The sequence below is a fragment of the Roseibium litorale genome, assembly GCF_014842915.1.
Lineage (GTDB): Bacteria > Pseudomonadota > Alphaproteobacteria > Rhizobiales > Stappiaceae > Roseibium > Roseibium litorale.
Map to the genome: position 1 here is coordinate 1 of NZ_JACYXI010000014.1, position 19,949 is coordinate 19,949.

General features: G+C 60.9%; 20 protein-coding genes and 1 pseudogene. 8 read left to right on the forward strand and 13 right to left on the reverse strand.

Annotated elements, in window-relative coordinates:
- Nucleotides 1–141: 141 nt before the first annotated feature.
- The gene (locus tag IG616_RS18620; RefSeq protein WP_192149695.1) at nucleotides 142–504 is read left to right on the forward strand and encodes a hypothetical protein; all 363 of its coding nucleotides are present in this window, start codon (nucleotides 142–144) and stop codon (nucleotides 502–504) included.
- Nucleotides 505–814: 310 nt separating this feature from the next.
- Complete coding sequence (locus tag IG616_RS18625; RefSeq protein WP_246476311.1) at nucleotides 815–1,108, forward strand: type II toxin-antitoxin system RelE/ParE family toxin; 294 nt, start codon at nucleotides 815–817, stop codon at nucleotides 1,106–1,108.
- Between the two features lie 38 nt (nucleotides 1,109–1,146).
- Here IG616_RS18625 and IG616_RS18630 read toward each other — a convergent pair whose 3' ends face one another.
- The 3 genes from IG616_RS18630 to IG616_RS23210 all read right to left on the reverse strand — a co-directional run bounded on the left by IG616_RS18630 (nucleotide 1,147) and on the right by IG616_RS23210 (nucleotide 3,046).
- The gene (locus tag IG616_RS18630; RefSeq protein WP_192149696.1) at nucleotides 1,147–1,428 is read right to left on the reverse strand and encodes a type II toxin-antitoxin system RelB/DinJ family antitoxin; all 282 of its coding nucleotides are present in this window, start codon (nucleotides 1,426–1,428) and stop codon (nucleotides 1,147–1,149) included.
- Nucleotides 1,429–1,724: 296 nt separating this feature from the next.
- Entirely contained in the window at nucleotides 1,725–2,315 is a 591-nt protein-coding gene (locus tag IG616_RS18635; protein WP_192149697.1) for a VirC2 family conjugal transfer protein, read from the reverse strand.
- A gap of 5 nt (nucleotides 2,316–2,320) precedes the next feature.
- Nucleotides 2,321–3,046, reverse strand: coding sequence for a P-loop NTPase family protein (locus tag IG616_RS23210; RefSeq protein WP_246476312.1), 726 nt, complete (start codon nucleotides 3,044–3,046; stop codon nucleotides 2,321–2,323).
- 449 nt (nucleotides 3,047–3,495) lie between these two features.
- Between IG616_RS23210 and IG616_RS18650 the strand changes: the two genes are divergently transcribed.
- From IG616_RS18650 to IG616_RS23450, 3 genes and pseudogenes are all read left to right on the forward strand, one after another.
- Nucleotides 3,496–3,945: a DNA mobilization endonuclease VirD1/MobC family subunit gene (locus tag IG616_RS18650; RefSeq protein WP_192149703.1), complete on the forward strand. Its 450-nt coding sequence runs from the start codon at nucleotides 3,496–3,498 to the stop codon at nucleotides 3,943–3,945.
- Between the two features lie 357 nt (nucleotides 3,946–4,302).
- A complete protein-coding gene (locus IG616_RS22870; RefSeq protein WP_209007765.1) occupies nucleotides 4,303–5,856 on the forward strand; it encodes a relaxase/mobilization nuclease domain-containing protein in 1,554 nt (517 codons plus the stop codon).
- Nucleotides 5,846–6,283: pseudogene (locus IG616_RS23450) on the forward strand (type IV secretory system conjugative DNA transfer family protein); the annotation flags it as partial. The gene IG616_RS22870 and the pseudogene IG616_RS23450, both read left to right, overlap by 11 nt.
- 61 nt (nucleotides 6,284–6,344) lie before the next feature.
- Here IG616_RS23450 and IG616_RS18665 read toward each other — a convergent pair.
- Nucleotides 6,345–7,121 carry an NUDIX hydrolase gene (locus IG616_RS18665; protein WP_192149707.1) on the reverse strand — a complete coding sequence of 259 codons (777 nt, stop codon included), beginning with the start codon at nucleotides 7,119–7,121 and terminating at the stop codon, nucleotides 6,345–6,347.
- A 104-nt stretch (nucleotides 7,122–7,225) separates the two neighbouring features.
- Between IG616_RS18665 and IG616_RS18670 the strand changes: the two genes are divergently transcribed.
- Nucleotides 7,226–8,356, forward strand: coding sequence for a bifunctional nicotinamide-nucleotide adenylyltransferase/Nudix hydroxylase (locus tag IG616_RS18670; protein ID WP_343072397.1), 1,131 nt, complete (start codon nucleotides 7,226–7,228; stop codon nucleotides 8,354–8,356).
- A gap of 77 nt (nucleotides 8,357–8,433) precedes the next feature.
- Complete coding sequence (locus tag IG616_RS18675) at nucleotides 8,434–9,816, forward strand: nicotinate phosphoribosyltransferase (protein ID WP_192149709.1); 1,383 nt, start codon at nucleotides 8,434–8,436, stop codon at nucleotides 9,814–9,816.
- An 84-nt stretch (nucleotides 9,817–9,900) separates the two neighbouring features.
- Here the strand turns inward: IG616_RS18675 and IG616_RS18680 are convergent, their stop codons facing one another.
- The 7 genes from IG616_RS18680 to IG616_RS18710 all read right to left on the reverse strand — a co-directional run bounded on the left by IG616_RS18680 (nucleotide 9,901) and on the right by IG616_RS18710 (nucleotide 16,577).
- Nucleotides 9,901–10,896: a Gfo/Idh/MocA family protein gene (locus IG616_RS18680; RefSeq protein WP_192149711.1), complete on the reverse strand. Its 996-nt coding sequence runs from the start codon at nucleotides 10,894–10,896 to the stop codon at nucleotides 9,901–9,903.
- Nucleotides 10,893–11,774 (reverse strand): TIM barrel protein, encoded by an 882-nt coding sequence (locus IG616_RS18685; protein WP_192149713.1) that lies wholly within the window; start codon nucleotides 11,772–11,774, stop codon nucleotides 10,893–10,895. The genes IG616_RS18680 and IG616_RS18685 overlap by 4 nt, the downstream gene beginning before the upstream one ends.
- A gap of 37 nt (nucleotides 11,775–11,811) precedes the next feature.
- Nucleotides 11,812–12,645 (reverse strand): carbohydrate ABC transporter permease, encoded by an 834-nt coding sequence (locus IG616_RS18690; protein WP_192149715.1) that lies wholly within the window; start codon nucleotides 12,643–12,645, stop codon nucleotides 11,812–11,814.
- Nucleotides 12,642–13,565, reverse strand: coding sequence for a carbohydrate ABC transporter permease (locus tag IG616_RS18695; RefSeq protein ID WP_192149717.1), 924 nt, complete (start codon nucleotides 13,563–13,565; stop codon nucleotides 12,642–12,644). Before IG616_RS18695 ends, IG616_RS18690 begins: the two co-directional genes overlap by 4 nt.
- Nucleotides 13,566–13,662: 97 nt before the next feature.
- Nucleotides 13,663–14,862, reverse strand: a complete 1,200-nt coding sequence (locus IG616_RS18700; protein ID WP_192149719.1) for an ABC transporter substrate-binding protein — start codon at nucleotides 14,860–14,862, stop codon at nucleotides 13,663–13,665.
- A gap of 30 nt (nucleotides 14,863–14,892) precedes the next feature.
- Nucleotides 14,893–15,891, reverse strand: a complete 999-nt coding sequence (locus IG616_RS18705; RefSeq protein WP_192149721.1) for an alpha/beta hydrolase — start codon at nucleotides 15,889–15,891, stop codon at nucleotides 14,893–14,895.
- A complete protein-coding gene (locus IG616_RS18710; RefSeq protein ID WP_192149723.1) occupies nucleotides 15,888–16,577 on the reverse strand; it encodes a GntR family transcriptional regulator in 690 nt (229 codons plus the stop codon). Before IG616_RS18710 ends, IG616_RS18705 begins: the two co-directional genes overlap by 4 nt.
- A gap of 154 nt (nucleotides 16,578–16,731) precedes the next feature.
- Between IG616_RS18710 and IG616_RS18715 the strand changes: the two genes are divergently transcribed.
- Complete coding sequence (locus IG616_RS18715; protein WP_192149725.1) at nucleotides 16,732–17,808, forward strand: ABC transporter ATP-binding protein; 1,077 nt, start codon at nucleotides 16,732–16,734, stop codon at nucleotides 17,806–17,808.
- A 325-nt stretch (nucleotides 17,809–18,133) separates the two neighbouring features.
- On the opposite strand, the gene IG616_RS18720 is transcribed toward IG616_RS18715, so the two are convergent.
- Complete coding sequence (locus tag IG616_RS18720) at nucleotides 18,134–19,420, reverse strand: TRAP transporter large permease (RefSeq protein WP_192149727.1); 1,287 nt, start codon at nucleotides 19,418–19,420, stop codon at nucleotides 18,134–18,136.
- On the reverse strand, nucleotides 19,417–19,944 hold the full coding sequence (locus IG616_RS18725; RefSeq protein WP_192149729.1) for a TRAP transporter small permease: 528 nt from the start codon (nucleotides 19,942–19,944) through the stop codon (nucleotides 19,417–19,419). The genes IG616_RS18720 and IG616_RS18725 overlap by 4 nt, the downstream gene beginning before the upstream one ends.
- Between the last annotated feature and the right edge of the window lie 5 nt (nucleotides 19,945–19,949).

Consider the following 19,949-nt stretch of genomic DNA (forward strand, 5'->3'; position numbering starts at 1 on the left):
ACATGAGCCCAAAACGAAGAAGGAGAAAGCCAAGAACTTGACCGAACCCACAGACCCGTAACATACCTAAAAGGAGGGTCAATTCTCGGTGGAAATGCCGGGTTACTTCTCAATGGAAATCAACAGCAGTCCCTTCAAGGTTTGTCTCAACTCGCCGGCCAGGTGGATAGCGTCCGGATCTTCGAGAGTGAGGGATCTAGTGAGGGGACCAAGGTGCGGGAGCTCGCGCACGTCACAGATGCGTCCGTTGTGATGAAGGAGCCGACGTCCTGGGCTGTCGATGCCGTGTTGGACGGATTATCGGCCAAGCTGGCGAAAACGGATCAGCTCTCAGAAAAGACACAGCATCTTGATCGGATCATCGAGGCGGCATCTGCTGGAACGGACGCGCATAAAGCGATTGCCGAACGCGCGGAAGCCTACAAGCAGAAGCTTGAAGGCCTCCAGGCTCCGGAGCGCGAGCGGGCGGCTCCCAGGCGTTCGGACGACGGGTATGGCCTGTGAACCAAGGATGAATGCAAGCCGTTGCAGCCTGTCAGGCGAAACAGATGGCGGCGATAGCAGGGGGCGGTCAATTTCCGGTTTTTCCTCAAAAGTGACTTTAGAGGCCGCGCAGCATGCGTAAAAACGGAATCTAGAGAATTTACCCTCTTGACAAGAGGGTCGAAATGTGATTTAATGGTTTGTTAACACAAAAAATGAACAGCATGAACTTTCACACTATCCATGACAAGCAAACTTAATTTTCAGCAAAATGAAGCTAGCGAAATATCCATGGGTAGTCAACAAAAATACTCATGGAGTTAGAGATTTAATGAAAGAAAAATTTACAGAAATGCCACTTGAGTGGTCCAGCGAAGCAGAGAGGGATGTGGCCAATATTGTTGGCTATATTAGGGATAGAAATCCGCAAGCCGCGCATAAGATACTTGATTTAATTGATGAAAAGGCAGCTAGGCTGCCGATCAATCCCAAAATGTGTCGTAAGGGTCGGATGCCAGGCACGCGAGAGATGCTGGTTACGCCGTCTTATGTCCTCATCTATGAGGAAAGTTCGGCTGGGGTTCGGGTTCTCCGAGTTCTCCATACTGCGCAGATGTGGCCGTAATATAGTGTGCTGGCAGGGTGTCCCTGCCAGCCATATTCTCATTCATCAATGGATGAACGGAGACGTTGCATTACCTCTGCATGAGGGCTGGACGGTTCTCTTCTGTTCAGCGCCTCAGAGACTTTGAGCCGGAACCATTCGTCATATGCATCTTCATCAACAATGAGGCCTACGGGAAGCGAGCCTTCCTTGACCACGCGTGTGAGCAAAATTCTGACAGCATCGGAAAGAGTGAGGCCGAAATTGGAGAGCGTTTCGGTCGCTGCGGACTTGAGTTCGTCATCTACGCGCACATGCAACATACTGGTCTGTGTAGCCATGAGTAAAATCTCCGGTTTGTAATCTGCATTATGTATCTCAAATGAGGTACAGTCAAGAGCTGGGAGCATTTTCCTGAATTTTGTGACGCAGCTAAAACAAAGGCCCCGCGGTTGATGGCGAGGTGGAATGCGAGAGATCCAATTTCGAAAGTTGAAGTAGCCTTTTCCAGCCCTTTAGGGCCGGAGCTATCTTTCTATGGAAAGATGGCGGAGCAGTCCGGAGGCTGAACGCGCTGCCCATCAAGCGCCGGAGAGAAGCCGTAGGATTGTGGGAAAGGCGGGCCGCTTGCGCTTGCCTATCCGTTTTTCTCATTTTTGAAGAAGGCCGCCAGGGCCGCGGTTGCGATCATCCTGCCGATTTTGTTCAGGGTGTAGACATCAAGAGGATCGAAAGCCTGTTTTACGACGTTAAAGGCTTCATGCTTTATCGCGCGCCGTGTTGTCGCTGTCGCTGGTTTTGCAGGGTAGTCCTTCGGAGATTTTTGGAACGATCCGTCAATGAGAGCACTTTCGTATATCGGAAGGGCTTTTTTGAGAATGAGACGAAGGGCCTCTTGCTCCGAATGGTGCTGTAGCAGGGCTTCGAAAAGTTTTGAGACCCCTTTTTCCGGGATCGGAGCGGAGACGGAGATGGTCATTTTTTCAGATGCTTCGGCATGCCCAGTCCTGGGCTCTGCTGAATCCGGACTACTCACTGGTTTTTCACGTCTGGTTTTAGGGGGGCGAAAGGCGGTTTCGGGCTCGGGATACGCGCGGGTGTTTTGTGCGGGGTCTGGTGTATTTGCCTGAGACGCGGAATCGGGTTCGAGGGAGGATCCCGCTTGCTCTTCCTTGCGCATTTCGTTGCGAAGTTCGGCATGTGGAATCGTTGGCTTTTTAATCGCCATATTCTCTAATCCTCCAGCTCACCGAGAATATCGAGCGCGATCGCATCGGCTTCGTCAATCGCGGTTTGAAAGTTCTTGGCAAAGAGCTTGTCGTTGGGATTGGCAACGGTTTTTTCCAGGCTCTTGTGAAGGAGACCACGGAATTTCATGTCTTCGAACGCGTTCCGGTTGTGAAGGACGTTCGAGAAGGCGGGGAGTTTGTCCAGTAGATCGCTGGTGCGGTTCTGGGCGACGGTCAATTTGCCGGTTGGGACTCTTGTTTTGAGGATGGCCGCAGACAATGAGATTTGCTCCCGCATCGCGAGCTTCACGGCATGCTGATATGTCTCAAGAGTTTCGTCGGTGTCCAGGGAGGTTAGGGCGGTTGGCAAGACCACGAAATTCGAGTTGACGAGAATGGCGTCGTTGAGATCCGTGCCGCCTCCCTGGGCATCTACAAGGACGATTTCAGTGCCTTCTGCCTCTGCCTGGCCGTAGGCGACTTCAAATTTTTCGAAGGTTTCTGCGATGAAGATTTTACAATCGTCGTCCCAAGTTTCCTTGCTCCTGGCATTGTCGCGCCACTGCGAAATCGGCCTGTTGATGTCGGCTTCGAAGATGGCAATTTTTTTCCGCGCTGGATGAGGCAGGAGGCAATTGCCATGAGCGCAGTGGTTTTTCCTGCGCCGCCCTTGAAGGACATGAAGGTGACGATTTTCATATGAGGATCCGTTTGAATGTGAGGAGGTCAAAAAGATGAAAAGTCTGGCTATCAGAACATCGAGATATAGCTACATCAAGACAACCTGATATCGCAATGTCACGACATTTCAACCAATCAATATCATAACAACATAATATTTCAACATTTCCACAAACTGACTATCTAAACAATCCAACATCCCAGCAAACGAACATTGTGACATTTGGATAGGTCTTGTTGCGCTCAGAAAAGCGGTTTTTGGGGTCTGGCTTCTTAGGCGTACATTTCGCTCGATCCCGGAGGTACGAAGACTGGACGGCGTGTCGAGCGGTGGTTGAGTTTGAGTGAAGAGATCAGCTGAAAGTGGTTGCTCTGCATTAGGGATTTGGGGTATCGTACGTGGCTGGATACTGCAAATGTAACACATTTGCGCTTGGGCGCTCCGCACCCCGCCACGTACCCCCACCAGCGCCCGAGGGCGAGCAAATCCAAGTCCAGATGAAGAGCCAAAACCAAGAAGGAAATCAGACGGCAGACGATGCCAAGACAGCCTCTCCGGAGGACGGATGGACCGTGTTCAGCGTCCGCATGAGAGTGTCCGAAGTTGCCGAGTTGGATGCGCTTTGCGCCGAGCTGGGCGTGAAGAGAAACAGGGTTTTGCGCACGCTGGTCCTGAAAGCGAATGGCTTCCTGGACTATGACAAAGAGACCACGGACGTCTTGCGCAATCTCACGCGGCAGATTTCCGGAATGGCAACGAACATAAATCAGCTCGCGAAACAGGCAAACAAGATGGGTGAACCTGACTTCATCGCCTTCATGGAAGACCGCAAAGGGCTTGGCGGGCTCTTCGCGAAGGTCGAGGCGCAGGTGCAAATTCTCCTCAACGTGAGAAAGCGGAAGGCCGCTGCGAAGGCCCTTTTAGAAAAGGCTCTCGGCAATGATTGAAAAGGTTGTCGATCCGCTCGAAGCGGTCATGGGCGAGGATTGGGGCATCCTGAAAATTCCGGCCTCGATGCGCGGGCCGATGCTGCAGTATGTCCTGGAGCTGCAGAAGAAGATCGCCGGCGGTGGTGGCGGAGGATCGGGTTCGAGCAGCTGGACCGACCGGATGACGACGGCCTTTCTGGCGCAGAAGCCGCAGGCTATGGCGAAGCTCATTCGAACGGGCGGCACGTCCGATTTGCGCGGCATTCGCGATCAGATGGATTACCTTCGCAAAGAGGGCAGCGTTGAGCTTGAGCGCTCAGACCGGTATTTCGGCTTTGTCGTCGATCAGGCGGCCGAGGCTGAAATGATGACCTCCTGGCAGCTCGCGGACGCTGGCGACGGCAAGGCCGACCGGACCAGTCATTTCAGGTCAGCTTTCCGGAAGGCACTGACCATAGTGCGGCTTACCGCACTGGCCGGGCCTGGGCCGAGGAGATGTTCGCCAGCGGCAAATACGGCGATCACTTCGACTATTTCACAGCGTTTCACACGGACCGGGCGCATCCTCACATGCATATCGTTGTGAACCGGCGCGGGCTTGAGGAAGGGTCGTGGCTGAAAGTGTCGCAGCGCGGGCATTTCGATTATGACGAGATGCGGTTCGTCCAGGTCCGGGTTGCGGCCGATCACGGAATTGAGCTCGAGGCAACGCCGCGATTTGCTCGGGGCATCGAGGATAGACCTTACACCGATTGCGAGGTGCAGCGCGCCCGGCGTGAAGAGCGTTCTCCGCAGACCCGCGCTCATGACGCCGTATCCCGTTTGAGGGCCTCGCTGGCAAAGACATTGTTTGTCCGTCAGGTCCGGGGCGATGCGGGCTTTATCGGAGGCGAGCACCCGAATTACAGCCTGCTTTTGCGCGAGGCGGCGCAGCTGATTGAGGAAGGGCGGCAGCTTAAGGCGAGCGGCCCCGCTCATCAGGCGAGGTTGAAACGGACGTTTGACAGCGGCCACAAATTCTACGGCGAGCTTGTGCCGGCCAATATTGTGACGATCAAGGAGATCCGCGAAATGAATGCAGCCATTGATGCGCGGCGGGCCGCGATCTTGAGCAACTTCAAGAAGATCGATGCCGAGCTTTCCTCGCTTCCGGAAGGTCCGGACAAGACACGGTTCGAACGGCTCGCGGCCAGGACCAAGACAGAGGCGGCCCAGTTCATGGCGGACGCTGCTGAGCTGCAGGGCTTCAGGCGTCCGGCCGCAGACAAAGCCTATCAGGGCGTGACCTCCTATGACGACTTCACGGATGAGATTTCCGGGAAGGCAAAAGGCCTGGTCATGGATCTGTCGCGCAAGGCCGGCTTGCCGCCTGAAATCATCGTAGAGCGTTATGGAGGCGACGAGCCTGTTGCCCGGGCCGTTGCTGAAAGCTGGAAGCAAGCCGAGCTGCAGCAGCTCTCGACCTACTATCAGCAGACAGAGGGCCTGGATGCCGAAGCCAGCCAGGCCAAGGCAGGATCAACGCTTGAGACGGTGCACGCGGAGATCCGCGACATCTTCAGCACAGCGCGGCGGGACATTGAAGCCTATGAAGGCCGAAAGGCGCGGCTCGTTTCCAGCATCGGCACGGATGACAATGTGAATGACCGGTTCGCGCAGATGTTGAAAGAGACACTGACAAGTTCGAGGCTCCGCGAGCTCGAAAATGGCGACAGGCAAGCCCTGTCGAGCTTGACCCAGGATCCGGATCAGCAATCCATGCTGGCTCGAAGATACTTGGAAACCGAATTGGCTGATGCCGAGGGAGCGCGCAAAGGTAAGATTGAACTCGCCCTGGGCAAACTGGACCGAGACCAGCAAAACGAGCGGGCGAAGCCGGCTGAAAACGCAAAACACCGGCCGCGCAGGGACGAGGAACATGGGCGGTGAACCCGGAATTGACGAGCCCTATCCGGTCTTGCTGCTAATGGACGAGTTTCCGGCGCTTCGCAAAATGGGTTCCTTGAGCCAGGGGATCACGACGCTGCGGTCCCATGGCGGCCGCATGATGATTGTCGCGCAGTCGATTTCCAACCTGAAGGCCGCCTATGGCAACGATGGCGCGCAAAACTTCTTGGCGAACTGCCACTTGCAATTGTTCATGGCTCCGGCCGATGCGGAGACACCTGAATATGTGTCGAAATCGATTGGCGATTTCACGCGCAAAAGCCGTTCAAAATCGTGGCAAATGAACGAGTTCGGCGGTGCCAACATTTTTGAACGGCAAGAAGGCACACGTCTTTTGCGTCCGGAGGACTTGCGCCGTCTCAGCGACGACGAGGTGGTCTTTCTGATTCAGGGGCATGACGCGGTTCGAGCCAAGAAAGTTTCCGGCACCAAAATCCAGGATGGGTCAATTGAAACAACAGCCGGGGCGCCTACAGTGTCATTCCGCCCTGTACCGCAACTGACCTCTTCTCCTGCTGCCTCACCCGGTAAAGCTCTGCCGGGCGGTAGGAGGTGCCGGATTCCCGTTCGCCGGTGGGCTCCAGCCAGTTCTTGTCCAGCAGGCGGCGGCGGAAGGCGGGTTTGTTGAGGGGGGTGCCCAGGATCGCCTCATGCACGTCCTGAAGGGCGCGGAGCGTGAAGCGCTTCGGCAGCAGGGCGAAGGGCGCTGGAGAATGGTCCAGCTTGCCGCGCAGGCGCAGGACCGCTGTTTTCAGGATGATCTCATGGTCAAAGGCAAGCGGCAGGGGCGTGCCATCCGGGCCAAGGGCCGCCAGATGCGCATCGATTGCTTCGCCTTCCGCCAGACGCAGCGGCGCGAGCTGCAGGCCGGAGCCGGTCTTGACGGCACGGGCCAGGACATCCTCAGGCAGCAGCGCGAAATAGGCGACGGTGATGATCCGCATGCGCGGGTCGCGGTCCGGGGCGCCGAAGGTGTAGAGCTGCTCCAGCCAGCCGCCGGGCGCCTCTTCCTCCGGCAAGCCCGCCTTTTGGGCCAGAACCCGCCTCGCGGCCGCGTCCAGCCCCTCGTCCGGACCGACAAAGCCGCCGGGAAGCGCCCAGCTGCCCTTGTGCGGATGGTCCTGCCGCTGCTGCAGCAGGCTGCAAAGCGCACCGCCGCGCACGGTCATCAGCACCAGATCCACGGTGACCGACGGCCGCGGGAAGGCGGCGGGATCATAGGCTTTGAGGAAATCGGCCTCTGTCATGGGCTTTCACTTATTTTCATATTAAGCATAAGATATGCGTTGACAGGATATATGTCAAATGAATATAAGGTCTGTGTCAGCGGAAGACAGGCAGGGCAGGACAAGTGGTCCAGCGCTCCCGGACAGGTCTTCAGGGCTGGCACATCCGCTCCGGGGAGGCCGGAGCCGTTCTTCAGATCGAGGGAGTCTCGACCATGGCCAAAGCCGATTTCGGCGTCTTCATCGGACGCTTTCAGCCGCTGCATATCGGGCACGAGCATGTGATCCGCCAGGCGCTTGAGCAGGTGGACCGGCTGATCGTGCTGGTGGGGTCCGCAAGCACGGCACGCAATCCGCGCAATCCCTTCACCTTCGAGGAGCGCGCCGCGATGATCCGTTCCGCCTTTGCCTATGAGATCGCGGAAGGGCGCCTGCTGATCGAACCGCTCGGCGATCATCTTTATTCGGACACCGCCTGGGTGACCGAGGTTCAGCGGCGGGTGAATGCTCTGGCGGGAGAGGCCGCGGGCGGCCATCCGGCGCGGGTGGCGCTCACAGGCTATGGCAAGGACGCAAGTTCTTACTATCTCAAGCTTTTCCCGGAATGGAGCAATATTCAGATCAACAGCCAGTATGGCACGTTCAGCTCCAGCGACGTGCGCAAGCGCTACTTCCAGCGCATTCCGGAGGTGCCTGGCACGATCCTGTCCGCCGGTGTCGCCGAGTGGATGGAGGAGTTCAAGATGGGCCCCGCCTTCCGCACCCTGCTGGAGGAGGCCGAATATCTGGCGGACTATCCCAAAAAATGGGGCAAGGGGCCGTTTGTCACCGCCGACGCGGTGGTGATCCAGTCCGGACATATCCTGCTGGTGGAGCGCGGCAACGCGCCGGGCAAGGGGCTTCTGGCGCTGCCGGGCGGCTTTGTCGACCATGACGAGCGCATCCGCGATGCGGCGGTGCGGGAATTGCGCGAGGAAACCGGCATTTCGGACGCCAAGGGGCAGATCCCCCCGGCCATGCTTGCCAGCTTCATCGAGGACAGCCGCACCCGGGTGTTCGATGCGCCGGGCCGCAGCCTCAGGGGCCGGGTCATCACCCATGCCTTCCTGTTCCGCCTGCCGGAGCGGCGCGAGCTGTTCCAGGTGCGGGGGCTGGACGATGCGGCCCATGCCCAATGGTTCCGCCTGGGCGACCTGAAGCCCGGCATGTTCTTTGAAGATCACTGGTCGATCATCGAAGAGATGGCCGATCTTTGAAACGGGTGAGCGGCGGGGGAGGCCTGCCGCGCCCTGGCATCACTGCCTGAAAACCCTGATTGTGAGGAGTTCACATCATGACCAACCTTATTCTGGCGACCGACAGCTACAAGCAGAGCCACTTCCTGCAATATCCGCCCGAAGCGCGCATCATCAGCGCCTATGCGGAAGCCCGCCGCAACGACTTCTCCGACCATGTCGTGTTTCTCGGTCTTCAGGCCTATCTGACCGAATATCTCGGCAAGCCGATCACGGCAGCGGATATCGATGAGGCGGAAGCGGTGTGCGCGGCCCATGGCGTGCCGTTCAACCGGCAGGGCTGGACGGCGATCCTGACCGATCACGGCGGTTATTTGCCCCTGGAATTCAAGGCTTTGCCGGAAGGCATGGTGGTGCCTGCGGGGGTACCTTTGCTGCAGGTGGAAAACACTGACGAGCGCATGCCCTGGCTGACGACCTTCATCGAGACCGCGCTTTTGCGGGCGCTCTGGTATCCGACCACGGTCGCGACGGTCAGCTGGATGTGCAAGGCGGTGATCCGGGCCGGTCTTGAAAAGACCTCGGACGACCCGGAAGGCCAGCTGCCCTTCAAGCTGCATGATTTCGGCGCCCGCGGCGTCTCCAGTGGCGAAAGCGCGGCCCTGGGCGGCATGGCCCATCTGGTCAATTTCATGGGCACGGACACGATGGAAGCGCTGATGGCCGCCCGCCGTTACTATGGCGCGGACATGGCCGGGTTCTCGATCCCGGCGGCCGAGCACAGCACCATGACCAGCTGGGGCCGGGCGCGCGAAGAGGCGGCCTATGAGAACATGCTCGACACGTTTGAAGGCGAAGGCCGCCTGGTGGCCGTCGTCTCCGACAGTTACGATCTGGATGCGGCCGTTCTCGGAATCTGGGGCGGCACGCTGAGGGACAAGGTGCTGAGCCGCAAGGGCACGCTGGTCGTGCGCCCGGACAGCGGCGACCCGATCGAGACGCCCCTGAGGACGGTCAAGACCCTCTGGGAAAAGTTCGGTGGCACGGTCAATGGCAAGGGCTACAAGGTGCTGGACCCGCATGTGCGGGTGATCCAGGGCGACGGCATGACCCTGCAGAGCATTGGCCGTCTGGTGGACCGGATGGTGGAAGAAGGCTTTGCCATCGACAACATCGCCTTCGGCATGGGTGGCGGGCTCTTGCAGCGCATCAACCGCGACACCATGCGCTTTGCGCTCAAGGCCGATGCCATGAAGGACGCGGACGGCACTTGGCGCGATGTCGCCAAGCAGCCCGCGACCGATCCGGGCAAGGCCAGCAAGGCGGGCCGTCAGGCGGTTGTGCTTGAAAACGGCAAGCTGACGGCTGCCCGGCTGGACGACATCGATCCGGCTCAGGACCAGATGATCCCGGTCTGGCGCAACGGCGAATTCCTCATCCGCCACAGCTTCGACGAGGTCCGTGCCAGGGCGAATGGATAAGAGCCAGCGGGTGAGGGCTTGCCTCTGGTGCCAATCCATCTCCGCACCGCTGTTCCCTGGAGACGGCGGTGCGGAGGGGTTTTGTCAGATGCCCAGTTCTCGGCGGAGGGTTTCAAGGCTGTCCATGGCGATGACGCCATCGGCGATGGTGGGGGCAGGGGTTTCCTTGCCCTGAAGCGCGGGGACCACATCGGCCAGCAGCGAATGATAGCCCTTCGGGTCCTCGTTGGCCGCCGCCGTGAAATTCGGCTTCCAGGTCAGGCTGTCCACGTCATCGGCCAGAATGGCCTTCGGATCGTCCACCTTGAAGGGCGGGTTCCGGTTCCAGCGGACCTCGATGACATTGTCGACCTCGATGCGCTGATGATCGCCCATCACCTCGATCCGCTCCACCGGAGCGCCGCGGGACTGCACCGTGCCCATGGCGATGGTGCCGATGGCGCCGCATTCAAAGTCGAAGTTGATGTGGAACAGCACCCGGCCCGGCGCCTTTTCCACCTTGCGGGCGGTCAGCTTCGTCACCGGCGAGACCAGGAAGGACACCAGGTCCATGTAGTGGACGCAGTGGTGCAGGAAGAAGCCGGTATAGTCGACGTTGCCGGCAAAATAGCCGGGCGCGGTCATGTAGTAGCCGGTCAGCCCCAGCACATCGCCGAAACGGCCGGAGCGCAGGATGTTGGCGGCAATCTTGTTGCCCGCCGAATAGCGCTTCATGAAGCCGACCAGCAGCGGCTTCTTCGCCTTTTCCGAGGCGGCCAGCAATTCCCGCGCCCCGGCGGCACTGCCCGACGGCGGCTTTTCCATGAAGACAGGCAGGCCGCGGTCAAGGGCGGCCTTGCCGAAGGCCAGATGCTGGTCCGGCCCGACGGCCATGCCGACCGCATCCAGGCCCGGCGTTGCGATCAGCTCCGCGGCGCTGGTGGTCAGGGTGCGGACGCCGAACTGGCGACCGGCGGTCTTCAGCCGTTCCGCGTCGATGTCGCAGAGCGCGACCAGTTCCACGTCGTGGCGCACCAGTTGGGGAAGAAGCATCTGGGTTGCGTGAACACCGCAACCGATCCAGCCGATTTTCAGGGTCATCTGCGATAATCCGTCAGCATGATGTGAGACTTGATGAAGTCGGCGCTGGCCTTGAGCCGGGCGCTCTCGTCCTCGTGCGGGGCGCGCCACTGGGCAAAGGGCACGCCGAAGCGGTCGTCGTTGCGGCGGAAGGGTTCGAGCGACACCGGGCCGGTGTAGCCGACCTCGTGCAGGGCGCGGAACACTTCAACCCAGTCGGTGGCGCCGGTGCCGGGGAAACCGCGGTGGTTCTCGTTGGCCTGGAAATGCACCAGATGCCTGCCGCCGAGCCGGATCGCCTCGGCCAGATTGGCCTCTTCCATATGCATGTGGAACGTGTCGAGCATCAGCTTCACCGCAGGATGATCGACCGCTTCCAGCAGCTCCATGGCCTGCTGGGTGGTGCAGAGTACGTCGCTTTCAAAACGGTTGAGCGGTTCGACCGCAAGCAGGATGCCGAGCTTTTCCGCATAGTCGCCGGCTTCCTTCAGCCCATCGACGCAGCGCTGCTTGCGGGCCAGGCGCTCGGCCTCTTCCACCGGCTTGGGCGCCCGGCCTGCGAAGACCAGCGGGTTGCCGGTCAGCGGGCCGCCGACGATGGTGGCGCCAAGGGCCTTGGCGCTGTCGGCCGCATATTTCAGATAGTCGATGCCCTTGCGGTGGCAGGCCGGATCGTGGGAGGACAGGTTGCGCTCCAGATTGACCCGGGCGGCCAGCACCACGCCGAGACCAGCGTCATCCAGTGCCTTGCAGGCCTCTGCCGCATCGATCTCGCCGGGTTCTGGAACCAGCAACTCGACGAAGTCGTATCCAAGATCCTTCATGGTCTTGAACAGGGGGAAATGCTCGGCGGTGAACGGCCTTGCATATTGCATTGATATCAACCCGACGGGGTTCATTTCAGGTCCTTCTTTCTTCTCGAAATGCCGGTCCGCATCAGCCCTTGACGGCGCCCTGGGTCAGGCCGCCGATCAGCCGGCGCTGAACGATCAGGAAAAGCAGGGTGGCGGGCATCGCTCCGACGACGGCGCCTGCAGCAAGCAGGCCCCATTCGATCTGGTACTCGCCGATGAGGGTCTGGATCGCCACGGTCACCGGGCGCACGTTCCGTCCGCCCAGGGTCAGGGCGTAGAGATATTCGTTCCAGGCCGTGATGAAGATGTAGATGCCGGTGGAGATGATGCCCGGCATGGTGAGGGGCAGAACCACCCGGCGCAGGGCCGTCAGGCGGGAGCAGCCGTCGATCATGGCCGCCTCGTCCAGGCTCTTCGGGATGGCGCCGATGTAGCTGGTCAGCATCCAGACCGCGAAGGGGATGGCGACCGTGGAATTGGCGAGGATCAGCCCGAAATGGGTGTCCAGAATGCCGGCTTTGCGCATCACCATGAACAGGGGCAGGATCAGGAGCACCACCGGGAACATGTTGATCAGCAGGAACTGCAGCATGAACAGCTTGCGGCCGGCAAAGCGGAACCGCGAGAAGGCATAGGCCGCCGTGACCGAGACCACCAGGCCCAGCACCACCGTGCCGCCTGCGATGATCAGACTGTCCAGCATGTTGCCGAGAAACGAGGTCTGGCGCAGCAGGCGGGCGTAATTGTCCAGGCTCCAGCCGGAGGGCGAGAGGGACACGCCGGTGGCATCCAGAACCCGGCTGGGGGTCAGCGAGGTCAGGATGATCCAGGCAAAGGGGCCCATGGCGAAGAGCACGATCAGGAGCACCGGCAGGTCGGTGGTCAGGATCCGGCGCAGGGTCGAGGGCTTGGTCATCTTTCGACCTCCCGCATGGTGCGCACCAGATAGAGAGCCACCACGGCGCCGAGCAGGATGGTGAAGGTGACGGCGATGGAGGTGCCATAGCCGAAGTCCAGGTTCTGCCGCGCCTTGACGAAGGCATAGAGCGGCAGGGTGTGGGTGGCATAGCCCGGCCCGCCGCCGGTCATGACGAAGATCACGTCCATGGAATTGGCGACCCATATGACCCGGAGCAGTCCGGCCGTTCCCAGCACCGGCGCGATGCCGGGCAGGGTGATATGCAGGAACTGCCGCCAGGACGAGGCGCCGTCGATGGAGGCGGCCTCATACTGGCTTTTCGGGATGCCTTGAAGTCCGGCCAGGATCATGACGGCAAAGAAGGGGAAGCCCTGCCAGGTCAAGGTGGCGATGATGGCGTAAAGGGCCAGATCCGGATCGGCGAGCCAGGGCACGGCCTGCTGCACGACGGAGAGGTAGATCAGGATGTCGTTCAGGACGCCGGTGTTCGGGTCATAGATCCACCGCCACATCAGCGCGATCACGACACTCGGCAGGGCCCAGGGAATGATGATCATCGCACGGGCCATGCCGCGCCAGGGAAATTCCCGGTTAAGCAGCAGGGCGGTGACCAGGCCGAGCGCCATCTGAAGCGGCACGGTCAGGCCGATCCACAGCGCCGTGTGACCAAGCGAAATCCAGAAGACCTTATCGCCGAACAGCTTGATGTAATTGCCGAAACCGACGAAGCGGCTGGCATTTGGCTTCCACAGGATCAGGTCGAAGAAGCTGGTGTAGACAGCCTGCACCATGGGAAAGAAAACGATGAACAGCGTCACCACGAAGGCAGGCGCCAACAGCCCATAGGGCATGAGCCTTGCCGAAAGGGGCGGGCTGATCTTCGTGCCCGGTGAAATGGTCTTGGCGGTCGTCAGCATGGGTCCGGCCTGATAGGGGAAAAGGGTCCCGAAGCGGCAGCGCTGAGGCGCCGCTCCGGGCAGGGGTCTTCGATGGGGTAAGACCCGGGGGAGGGGCTTACTGGTCGAACAGGCCTTCGAGCTGTTCCATCATTTCCTTCGAGGTCACCTGACCTGTCAGGGCCTGCTGCATGCCGATCTGCCAGGCCGTGTTCACGAACTCGGAAGTTGCCGGGGTCTGCGGCAGCACATGGGCGAAGGGCAAGGAGGCTACGGTCGCGTCGACGAAGCGGCGCTCATGCAGGGTCCAGTTTTCCGAACCGCTCTTGGTCACGGTCATCTGGCCGGTGGCCTTGTTGAACTCCACGTTGTTCTCGCCTTCCGCCAGGAAGGAGATCCACTTCCATGCCGCGTCCTTGACCTCGGATGCGGAGAAGACGGCCAGGGATTCATCGCCATAGGATGTCCACTGGCCACCGCCGCATTCAGGCACCGGAACGGCGGAAACCTTGTCGCCAAGCGCATCGACCATGCTCTTGGATGAGCCGATGTGGTGGATGGTCATGGCGGTCTTGCCGCTCTTGAACGCACCGGTGATTTCCTGGAAGCCGTCGTTCGGCGCGGACGGCGGAATGACCTTGTCCTTCTGGTAGAGGTCGATCAGCCACTGGTTGGCGGCAACCGCCTTGTCGCTGGTCAAGCCGCCCTTCTTCAGCTCGGCGCCCTGGGAGAGCACGAAGGCGCCCCACTGGTCCCAGCCGCCCTTGCCGCCGCGCAGGCCGAAGCCGTAGATGTCCGGTGCCTTGGTCAGCTTGATGGCCGCATCGCGGAAGTCTTCGCAGGTTGCCGGCGGCTTGAGGCCTGCCTCGTTGAAGAGGTCGGCGCGGTAATAGAGGTAGAGCACCACATACTGGATCGGCAGGTAATACTGGTTGCCGTCCGAGGCCTTGGTGAGGTTCAGCAGATTGTCGAGAAGATCCGCCTTGCCGGCCCAGGCGTCGATCCGCTCGCCTATCGGCTCCAGAGCACCCATTTCCATCAGCCGGGGCTGGGCGAACAGCTTGACCATGGCCGCATCGGGCGCATTGCCGCCGATCAGCGAGGTGTAGAGCATGTCGTAATAGCTGTTCCACGGCACGTTCTCGGCCTGGATCTCGATGCCCGGATTGGCGGCCTCGAACTTCTTGACCAGATCCTCCATCGGATTTTCCGGATTGTCGAAGTGGTACCAGAACCGCACGGTTTCGGCGTTTGCAGCGCCTGCGGCAAGCATCGCCGAAAAGGCGACACCCGTTGCCAGTGTCTTCAAGAAAGTCATGAACTCCTCCTCCTCAGGTTCAGCGGGCGGCTAGTCTTTGGCGGCCATCCGTCTTGCATCCATGCCTGCGCGGCGGAGCGCCTCCCGTGCCGCCTCCAGGTCGATGGTGTTCTGTAAAAATCCGTGGGTGACGCCCGGCACGATCGTCAGCCGTTCAGGCCGACCAATCGCTTCCAGCCGGGCGGTCAGATTGATGCTGTCCGACAGCAGCGGATCGACGCCTGCCGCCATCAGATGCAGGGGCGGCAGCGCGCTCAGCGCCGCATCCGTGGCCTGAAGCGGACAGGCCAGCACATCCTGCGTCTGATCAGCGGGACCCGCGTACCAGGTCCAGTAACGCTGCATCTTGCCCCGGGTCAGGCCCGGACCCTCTGCAAACTGCCGGTAGGACGGGGTGCCGAAATCCCGGTCGAACGTGCCATAGAAAAGCAGCGCGCCTGCTGCACCCGGCTTTCCGGCCGTCTGTTCATGCAGCAGCACCGAAAGCGCCAGATTGGCCCCGGCGGAATCGCCCGCAACCAGCAAGGGACCCGGCTTTACACCAGCGCTTGCCGATGCCTCGAAGGCCTGGCGGAAGGCGGCGATGGAATCCATCAGCCCGGCGGGGTAGGGATGCTCCGGCGCGAGGCGGTAGTCTGGCACCAGAACCGGCAAGCCGCTCTCGATCGCCAGCAGGCGGGCACAGCGCTCATGGGTTTCCGGGCTGCAGAAGGCAAAGCCGCCGCCATGGACGAACAGGATCGCGCCGGGCGCGGCGGCTTCCGGCACAAGGACTTCCATCCGGCAGGCGATGCTGCCGAGAGACGCATCGGCGGCAAGGTGAACCGTGCTGCGGGCGGCAAGCACCGGCAGATCCAGGTTCCAGTGCCTGTTGGACCGCTCGCTCAGGTCCCGGCCTTGCGCAGGCGAAAGCGTCGTCGGGTCGGGCTGCGGGCCATCTTCGGCCACCACGCGGGCCATCAGTGCCGCCATCTCGGGCGCCAGGTCCGCCGGCAGCCGGTCTTCCGTCTGAGGATCGGGAGCGCTCATTGCGCCGGCTCCACGAAGACATCCGGGCCGAGATCGACAATGGTTGCGATATGGTGGCGCAGAGCCTGGCTGGCGCGGAACAGGTCCTGCTCCTCGATGGCGTCGATGATCGAGCGGTGACGTTCTGCGGTCGCCACGAGATCTCGCGGCGTGCTGCTGCGCAGGATCTTGAAACGGTGATTGTGGATCAGGCAGCGGTGCAGGATGGGGTCCAGCGCAGGCAGATCCGCATCGTGGAAGATGCGCCGGTGGAACTCCCGGTCATGAGCCGCCAGCTCCAGTTCGTCATCCACCTTGGCGGCTGCGATCATTTCGCCCAGCAGGTCGTTCAGGTCGCCAACGAGCGAACGGCTGGGGCGGGACAGGGCCCGGATGATGCCGCTGCATTCGATCTGCTGGCGAACCTTGAACATCTCGATGGCTTCCGCCTCGGTGCATTCGGACACCTGCGTGCCCCGGTGCGCCTTGCGCAGGACAAGACCCTCTTCCTGAAGCTGCAGCAGCGCCTCGCGCACGGTGCCCTGGCTGCAGCCGAAGTGATTGGCCAGCTCCAGTTCGGTCAGCACGGTACCGGCGGGCAGAAGCCCCAGCATGATCTCCCGCTTCAGAGCACTGAAAGCCGCCGCCGACTTGGCCGGCTTGGCAGCGATCGTCTTTCCTGTGGTCCGCTCTGAAAAATACGACATCGCACTCGCTTTCCGCATATCCGCTTGACGCGTTAGGTTCATTATCGATAATGATATTGATAATGATGGTCAAGCCGGAATTTGCAGCAAGAGACGCTGGACCAGACGCTGCAGTTCCGCAAAACCTGACCAGACGATCAAGGGAGGACATGATTTGAGCGCGATTTCTTTGCGGCAGCTCCGCAAGACCTATGGGTCCCTGCAGGTGATCCATGGGGTGGATGTCGAGATCGAGAGCGGGGAATTTCTGGTGCTCGTCGGTCCCTCCGGCTGCGGCAAGTCCACGCTGCTCAGGATGATCGCCGGTCTGGAGGAGATCAGCGGCGGTGAACTGGAAATTTCGGGGCAGGTGGTCAATGCGCTGCCGCCTTCAGAGCGCAACATCGCCATGGTGTTCCAGGACTATGCGCTCTACCCGCACATGAGCGTGCGCGAGAACATGGCCTTCGGTCTCAAGATGCGCGGATCGGACACGCCAGCCATCGACAGCCGGGTTGCCAATGCTGCCGATATCCTGAAGATCCAGCCCTATCTTGACCGGCGGCCGGCCCAGCTTTCCGGCGGCCAGCGCCAGCGTGTCGCCATGGGCCGCGCCATTGTGCGGGAACCGGCCGCCTTCCTGTTCGATGAGCCCCTGTCCAATCTGGATGCGGCCCTGCGGGTCGAGATGCGTCTCGAAATCGCCAAGCTGCACAAGCGGATGAAGGCGACCACTGTCTATGTCACCCATGATCAGGTCGAGGCCATGACCCTGGCCGACCGGATCGTGGTCATGAATGGCGGCGTGATCGAGCAGATCGGCGCCCCGCTCGACCTCTATCACAAGCCCGCCAGCCTGTTCGTTGCCCGCTTCATCGGCAGCCCGACCATGAACACGGTCGCCGCCGATATCCAGCCGGATGGCGCGGGCGGCACGACGATCACTGCGCTTGGATCAACGTTCCGGATTGAAGGCACCGGCTTGCCAACGGGGGAAGTCACCTTCGGCATCCGCCCGAACGATCTGAGGCCCTGTGCTACGGAAGAGGCCTGGTTCACCGGCGAGATTTCCGTCGCCGAGCGGCTCGGCAGCCAGACCTTTCTCTATGTCGAGCTCGGAGACGGCCAGATGTTTTCCGTCGAGATCGACCGCAACGCGGATGTCACCGTCGGCGATCAGATCCACCTCGCCGGCGATCCGTCCGCCATCCACCTCTTCGACAAAACCTCCGGCCGCCGCCTGAACGCCTGATCTGGAAGGGGGGGAGAAGGGCACGGGCCTGCCCCGGACATCGATCCGGGGACTCATGCCGTTCCGTCTCCTGAAAGCAAAGCTTTTCTGCGAGGCCAGGTTACGGCGTGGATGCCATCGTCAAGCCATGGCAAGACGGAGGAGAGGTGGTGCCCCTTATCCCCTCGGCGTCATCCCGGTCAAGCGAAGCGCGAGCCGGGACCGGTGAGCCGGAAGATCATTGGTTTTTGAACCGTTCAATGCCGATAGACCCAGGCTCACCGATCCCGCATCTCTGCTTCGCTGCGTGCGGGATGACGATTTGAGAGTTTTGTCCTCAATCTCCTTACCGTCCAAACCCTGCCGTGTAGGGCAGCCAGGTGGCGAGGCTGGGGAAGGCGATGAGGAGAGCGAGGCTGACAATCATCAGCAGCACGAAGGGCGAGGCGCCCTTGACCACTTCCGACAGGGGCGCGTTGGTGATGCCCTTGATGACGAAGAGGTTCATGCCCACCGGCGGGGTGATCAGCGCCAGCTCCAGGTTGACCATCAAGAGCACGCCGTACCAGACCGGGTCGATCCCCAGATGGATCATCGTCGGCAGCAGGATCGGCGTGGTGATCAGGATGATGGCGATCGATTCCAGGAACATGCCCAGAATGAAGATCAGCACCATGACCGCCAGGATGAAGCCGGTGGCCGACAGGCCCATGCCGGCCACCATTTCGGTGATGGCAACGGGCAGGCGGATGATCGTGATCGCATGACCGAAGACCGCCGCACCCGCGATGATCATGAACACCATCATGGAGGTGCGCATGGTCTGGATGGCGCAGTCGAACAGCAGCTTCCACGAGAAGTTCCGGTAGACGAAGACAGCGATCACCAGTGCGTAGATCGAGCCTGCGGCAGCTGCCTCGGAGGCGGTGAAGATGCCGAAATAGATCCCGCCCATCACCACCGGCGGCGCCAGCAGGGCCCAGATCGAGCGCCGGATCGAGGCGGTCGCCTCCTGCCAGCCCGCCCATTCGGGCGAGGAAACCGCCGGGCGGCGGGAGGCCTGGATCATGCAGAAGACCGCGAAGATCAGCGCAATCATCAGGCCGGGAATGATGCCGGCCAGGAACAGGGCGCCGATGGAGGCTTCCGACACGATGGCATAGAGGATCATCGGGCCCGAGGGCGGAATGAGAATGCCGAGCGTGCCGCCTGCGGCAATCACACCGAGCGCGTCCCGCTCCGGATAGCCGAAGCGCTTCATCTGCGGGATGGAGCTGGCGCCAATGGACAGGGCGGTTGCGACCGACGAGCCGGAAATGGCGGCAAACACCGTGCAGGCAGCGACCGTCGCGACTCCAAGCCCGCCGCGGATATGGCCGATGACCGTGTTGGTCATGTCATAGAGGTCTTCGATCACCTTCGCCTTGATCATGACCTGGGCCATGAAGACGAAGAGCGGAATGGTCGTCAGCGTGGAGAGGTTGAGCGTGGAGAAGATCACGTCGGAGACAGCCCACAACTTGCCCTCATAGATCCACAGGATCGCGCTGCCCATGAGGCCAAGCGCGGCAAAGATCGGGATGCCGGTCAGGAGCAGGGCAATCAGCGCGGCGAAAATCAGAAGGGTCGTCAAGAGGCGCTCCTTCCCATGAAGACCTGGATCAGGCGGCCGAAGGCGGCCAGGCCCAGCAGGACCGCGCCAAGAACCAGGGCGGATTGCGGGATCCACATGGGCGTTTCCAGATACCCGGCGGAATAGGATTCAAAATCGCGGGAGAAGCTGGCCGTGTGCCATCCGGTCACGCCAAGGATCAGCGCGAAGGCCAGCACGCTGGCGTGATACAGCACCCCGGAAATATGCCTCAGGGCCGGTATGCGGGACGAGCGCAGGAAGTCTATCGCGATGTGATCACCGCGCCGGTAGGCTTCCGCCGCCCCGGCCATGACGAGAGACACCACCAGATAGCCGGTGAATTCCTCCGCGCCGCGGAACGGGTTGCCCAGGGCATAGCGGCCGATCACATTGACCGTCGTCACCGCGAGCATCACCAGTATGAGACCTGCGCTTAGCACTCCGCCGGCGCGGATGATCAGATCGATCCCCAACGGCAGACGAGAGGTGGATTGCTCCACCTCTCCCTGATGTGGCTTGCTCATCGCGC

Excerpts from the sequence above, each read along its gene's own strand:
- IG616_RS18625 (WP_246476311.1), top strand. The coding sequence starts at position 815 with ATGAAAGAAAAATTTACAGAAATGCCACTTGAGTGGTCCAGCGAAGCA.
- IG616_RS18630 (WP_192149696.1), bottom strand. The coding sequence starts at position 1,428 with ATGGCTACACAGACCAGTATGTTGCATGTGCGCGTAGATGACGAACTC.
- IG616_RS18635 (WP_192149697.1), bottom strand. The coding sequence starts at position 2,315 with ATGGCGATTAAAAAGCCAACGATTCCACATGCCGAACTTCGCAACGAA.
- IG616_RS18650 (WP_192149703.1), top strand. The coding sequence starts at position 3,496 with ATGAAGAGCCAAAACCAAGAAGGAAATCAGACGGCAGACGATGCCAAG.
- IG616_RS18665 (WP_192149707.1), bottom strand. The coding sequence starts at position 7,121 with ATGACAGAGGCCGATTTCCTCAAAGCCTATGATCCCGCCGCCTTCCCG.
- IG616_RS18675 (WP_192149709.1), top strand. The coding sequence starts at position 8,434 with ATGACCAACCTTATTCTGGCGACCGACAGCTACAAGCAGAGCCACTTC.
- IG616_RS18680 (WP_192149711.1), bottom strand. The coding sequence starts at position 10,896 with ATGACCCTGAAAATCGGCTGGATCGGTTGCGGTGTTCACGCAACCCAG.
- IG616_RS18685 (WP_192149713.1), bottom strand. The coding sequence starts at position 11,774 with ATGAACCCCGTCGGGTTGATATCAATGCAATATGCAAGGCCGTTCACC.
- IG616_RS18690 (WP_192149715.1), bottom strand. The coding sequence starts at position 12,645 with ATGACCAAGCCCTCGACCCTGCGCCGGATCCTGACCACCGACCTGCCG.
- IG616_RS18695 (WP_192149717.1), bottom strand. The coding sequence starts at position 13,565 with ATGCTGACGACCGCCAAGACCATTTCACCGGGCACGAAGATCAGCCCG.
- IG616_RS18700 (WP_192149719.1), bottom strand. The coding sequence starts at position 14,862 with ATGACTTTCTTGAAGACACTGGCAACGGGTGTCGCCTTTTCGGCGATG.
- IG616_RS18705 (WP_192149721.1), bottom strand. The coding sequence starts at position 15,891 with ATGAGCGCTCCCGATCCTCAGACGGAAGACCGGCTGCCGGCGGACCTG.
- IG616_RS18710 (WP_192149723.1), bottom strand. The coding sequence starts at position 16,577 with ATGTCGTATTTTTCAGAGCGGACCACAGGAAAGACGATCGCTGCCAAG.
- IG616_RS18725 (WP_192149729.1), bottom strand. The coding sequence starts at position 19,944 with ATGAGCAAGCCACATCAGGGAGAGGTGGAGCAATCCACCTCTCGTCTG.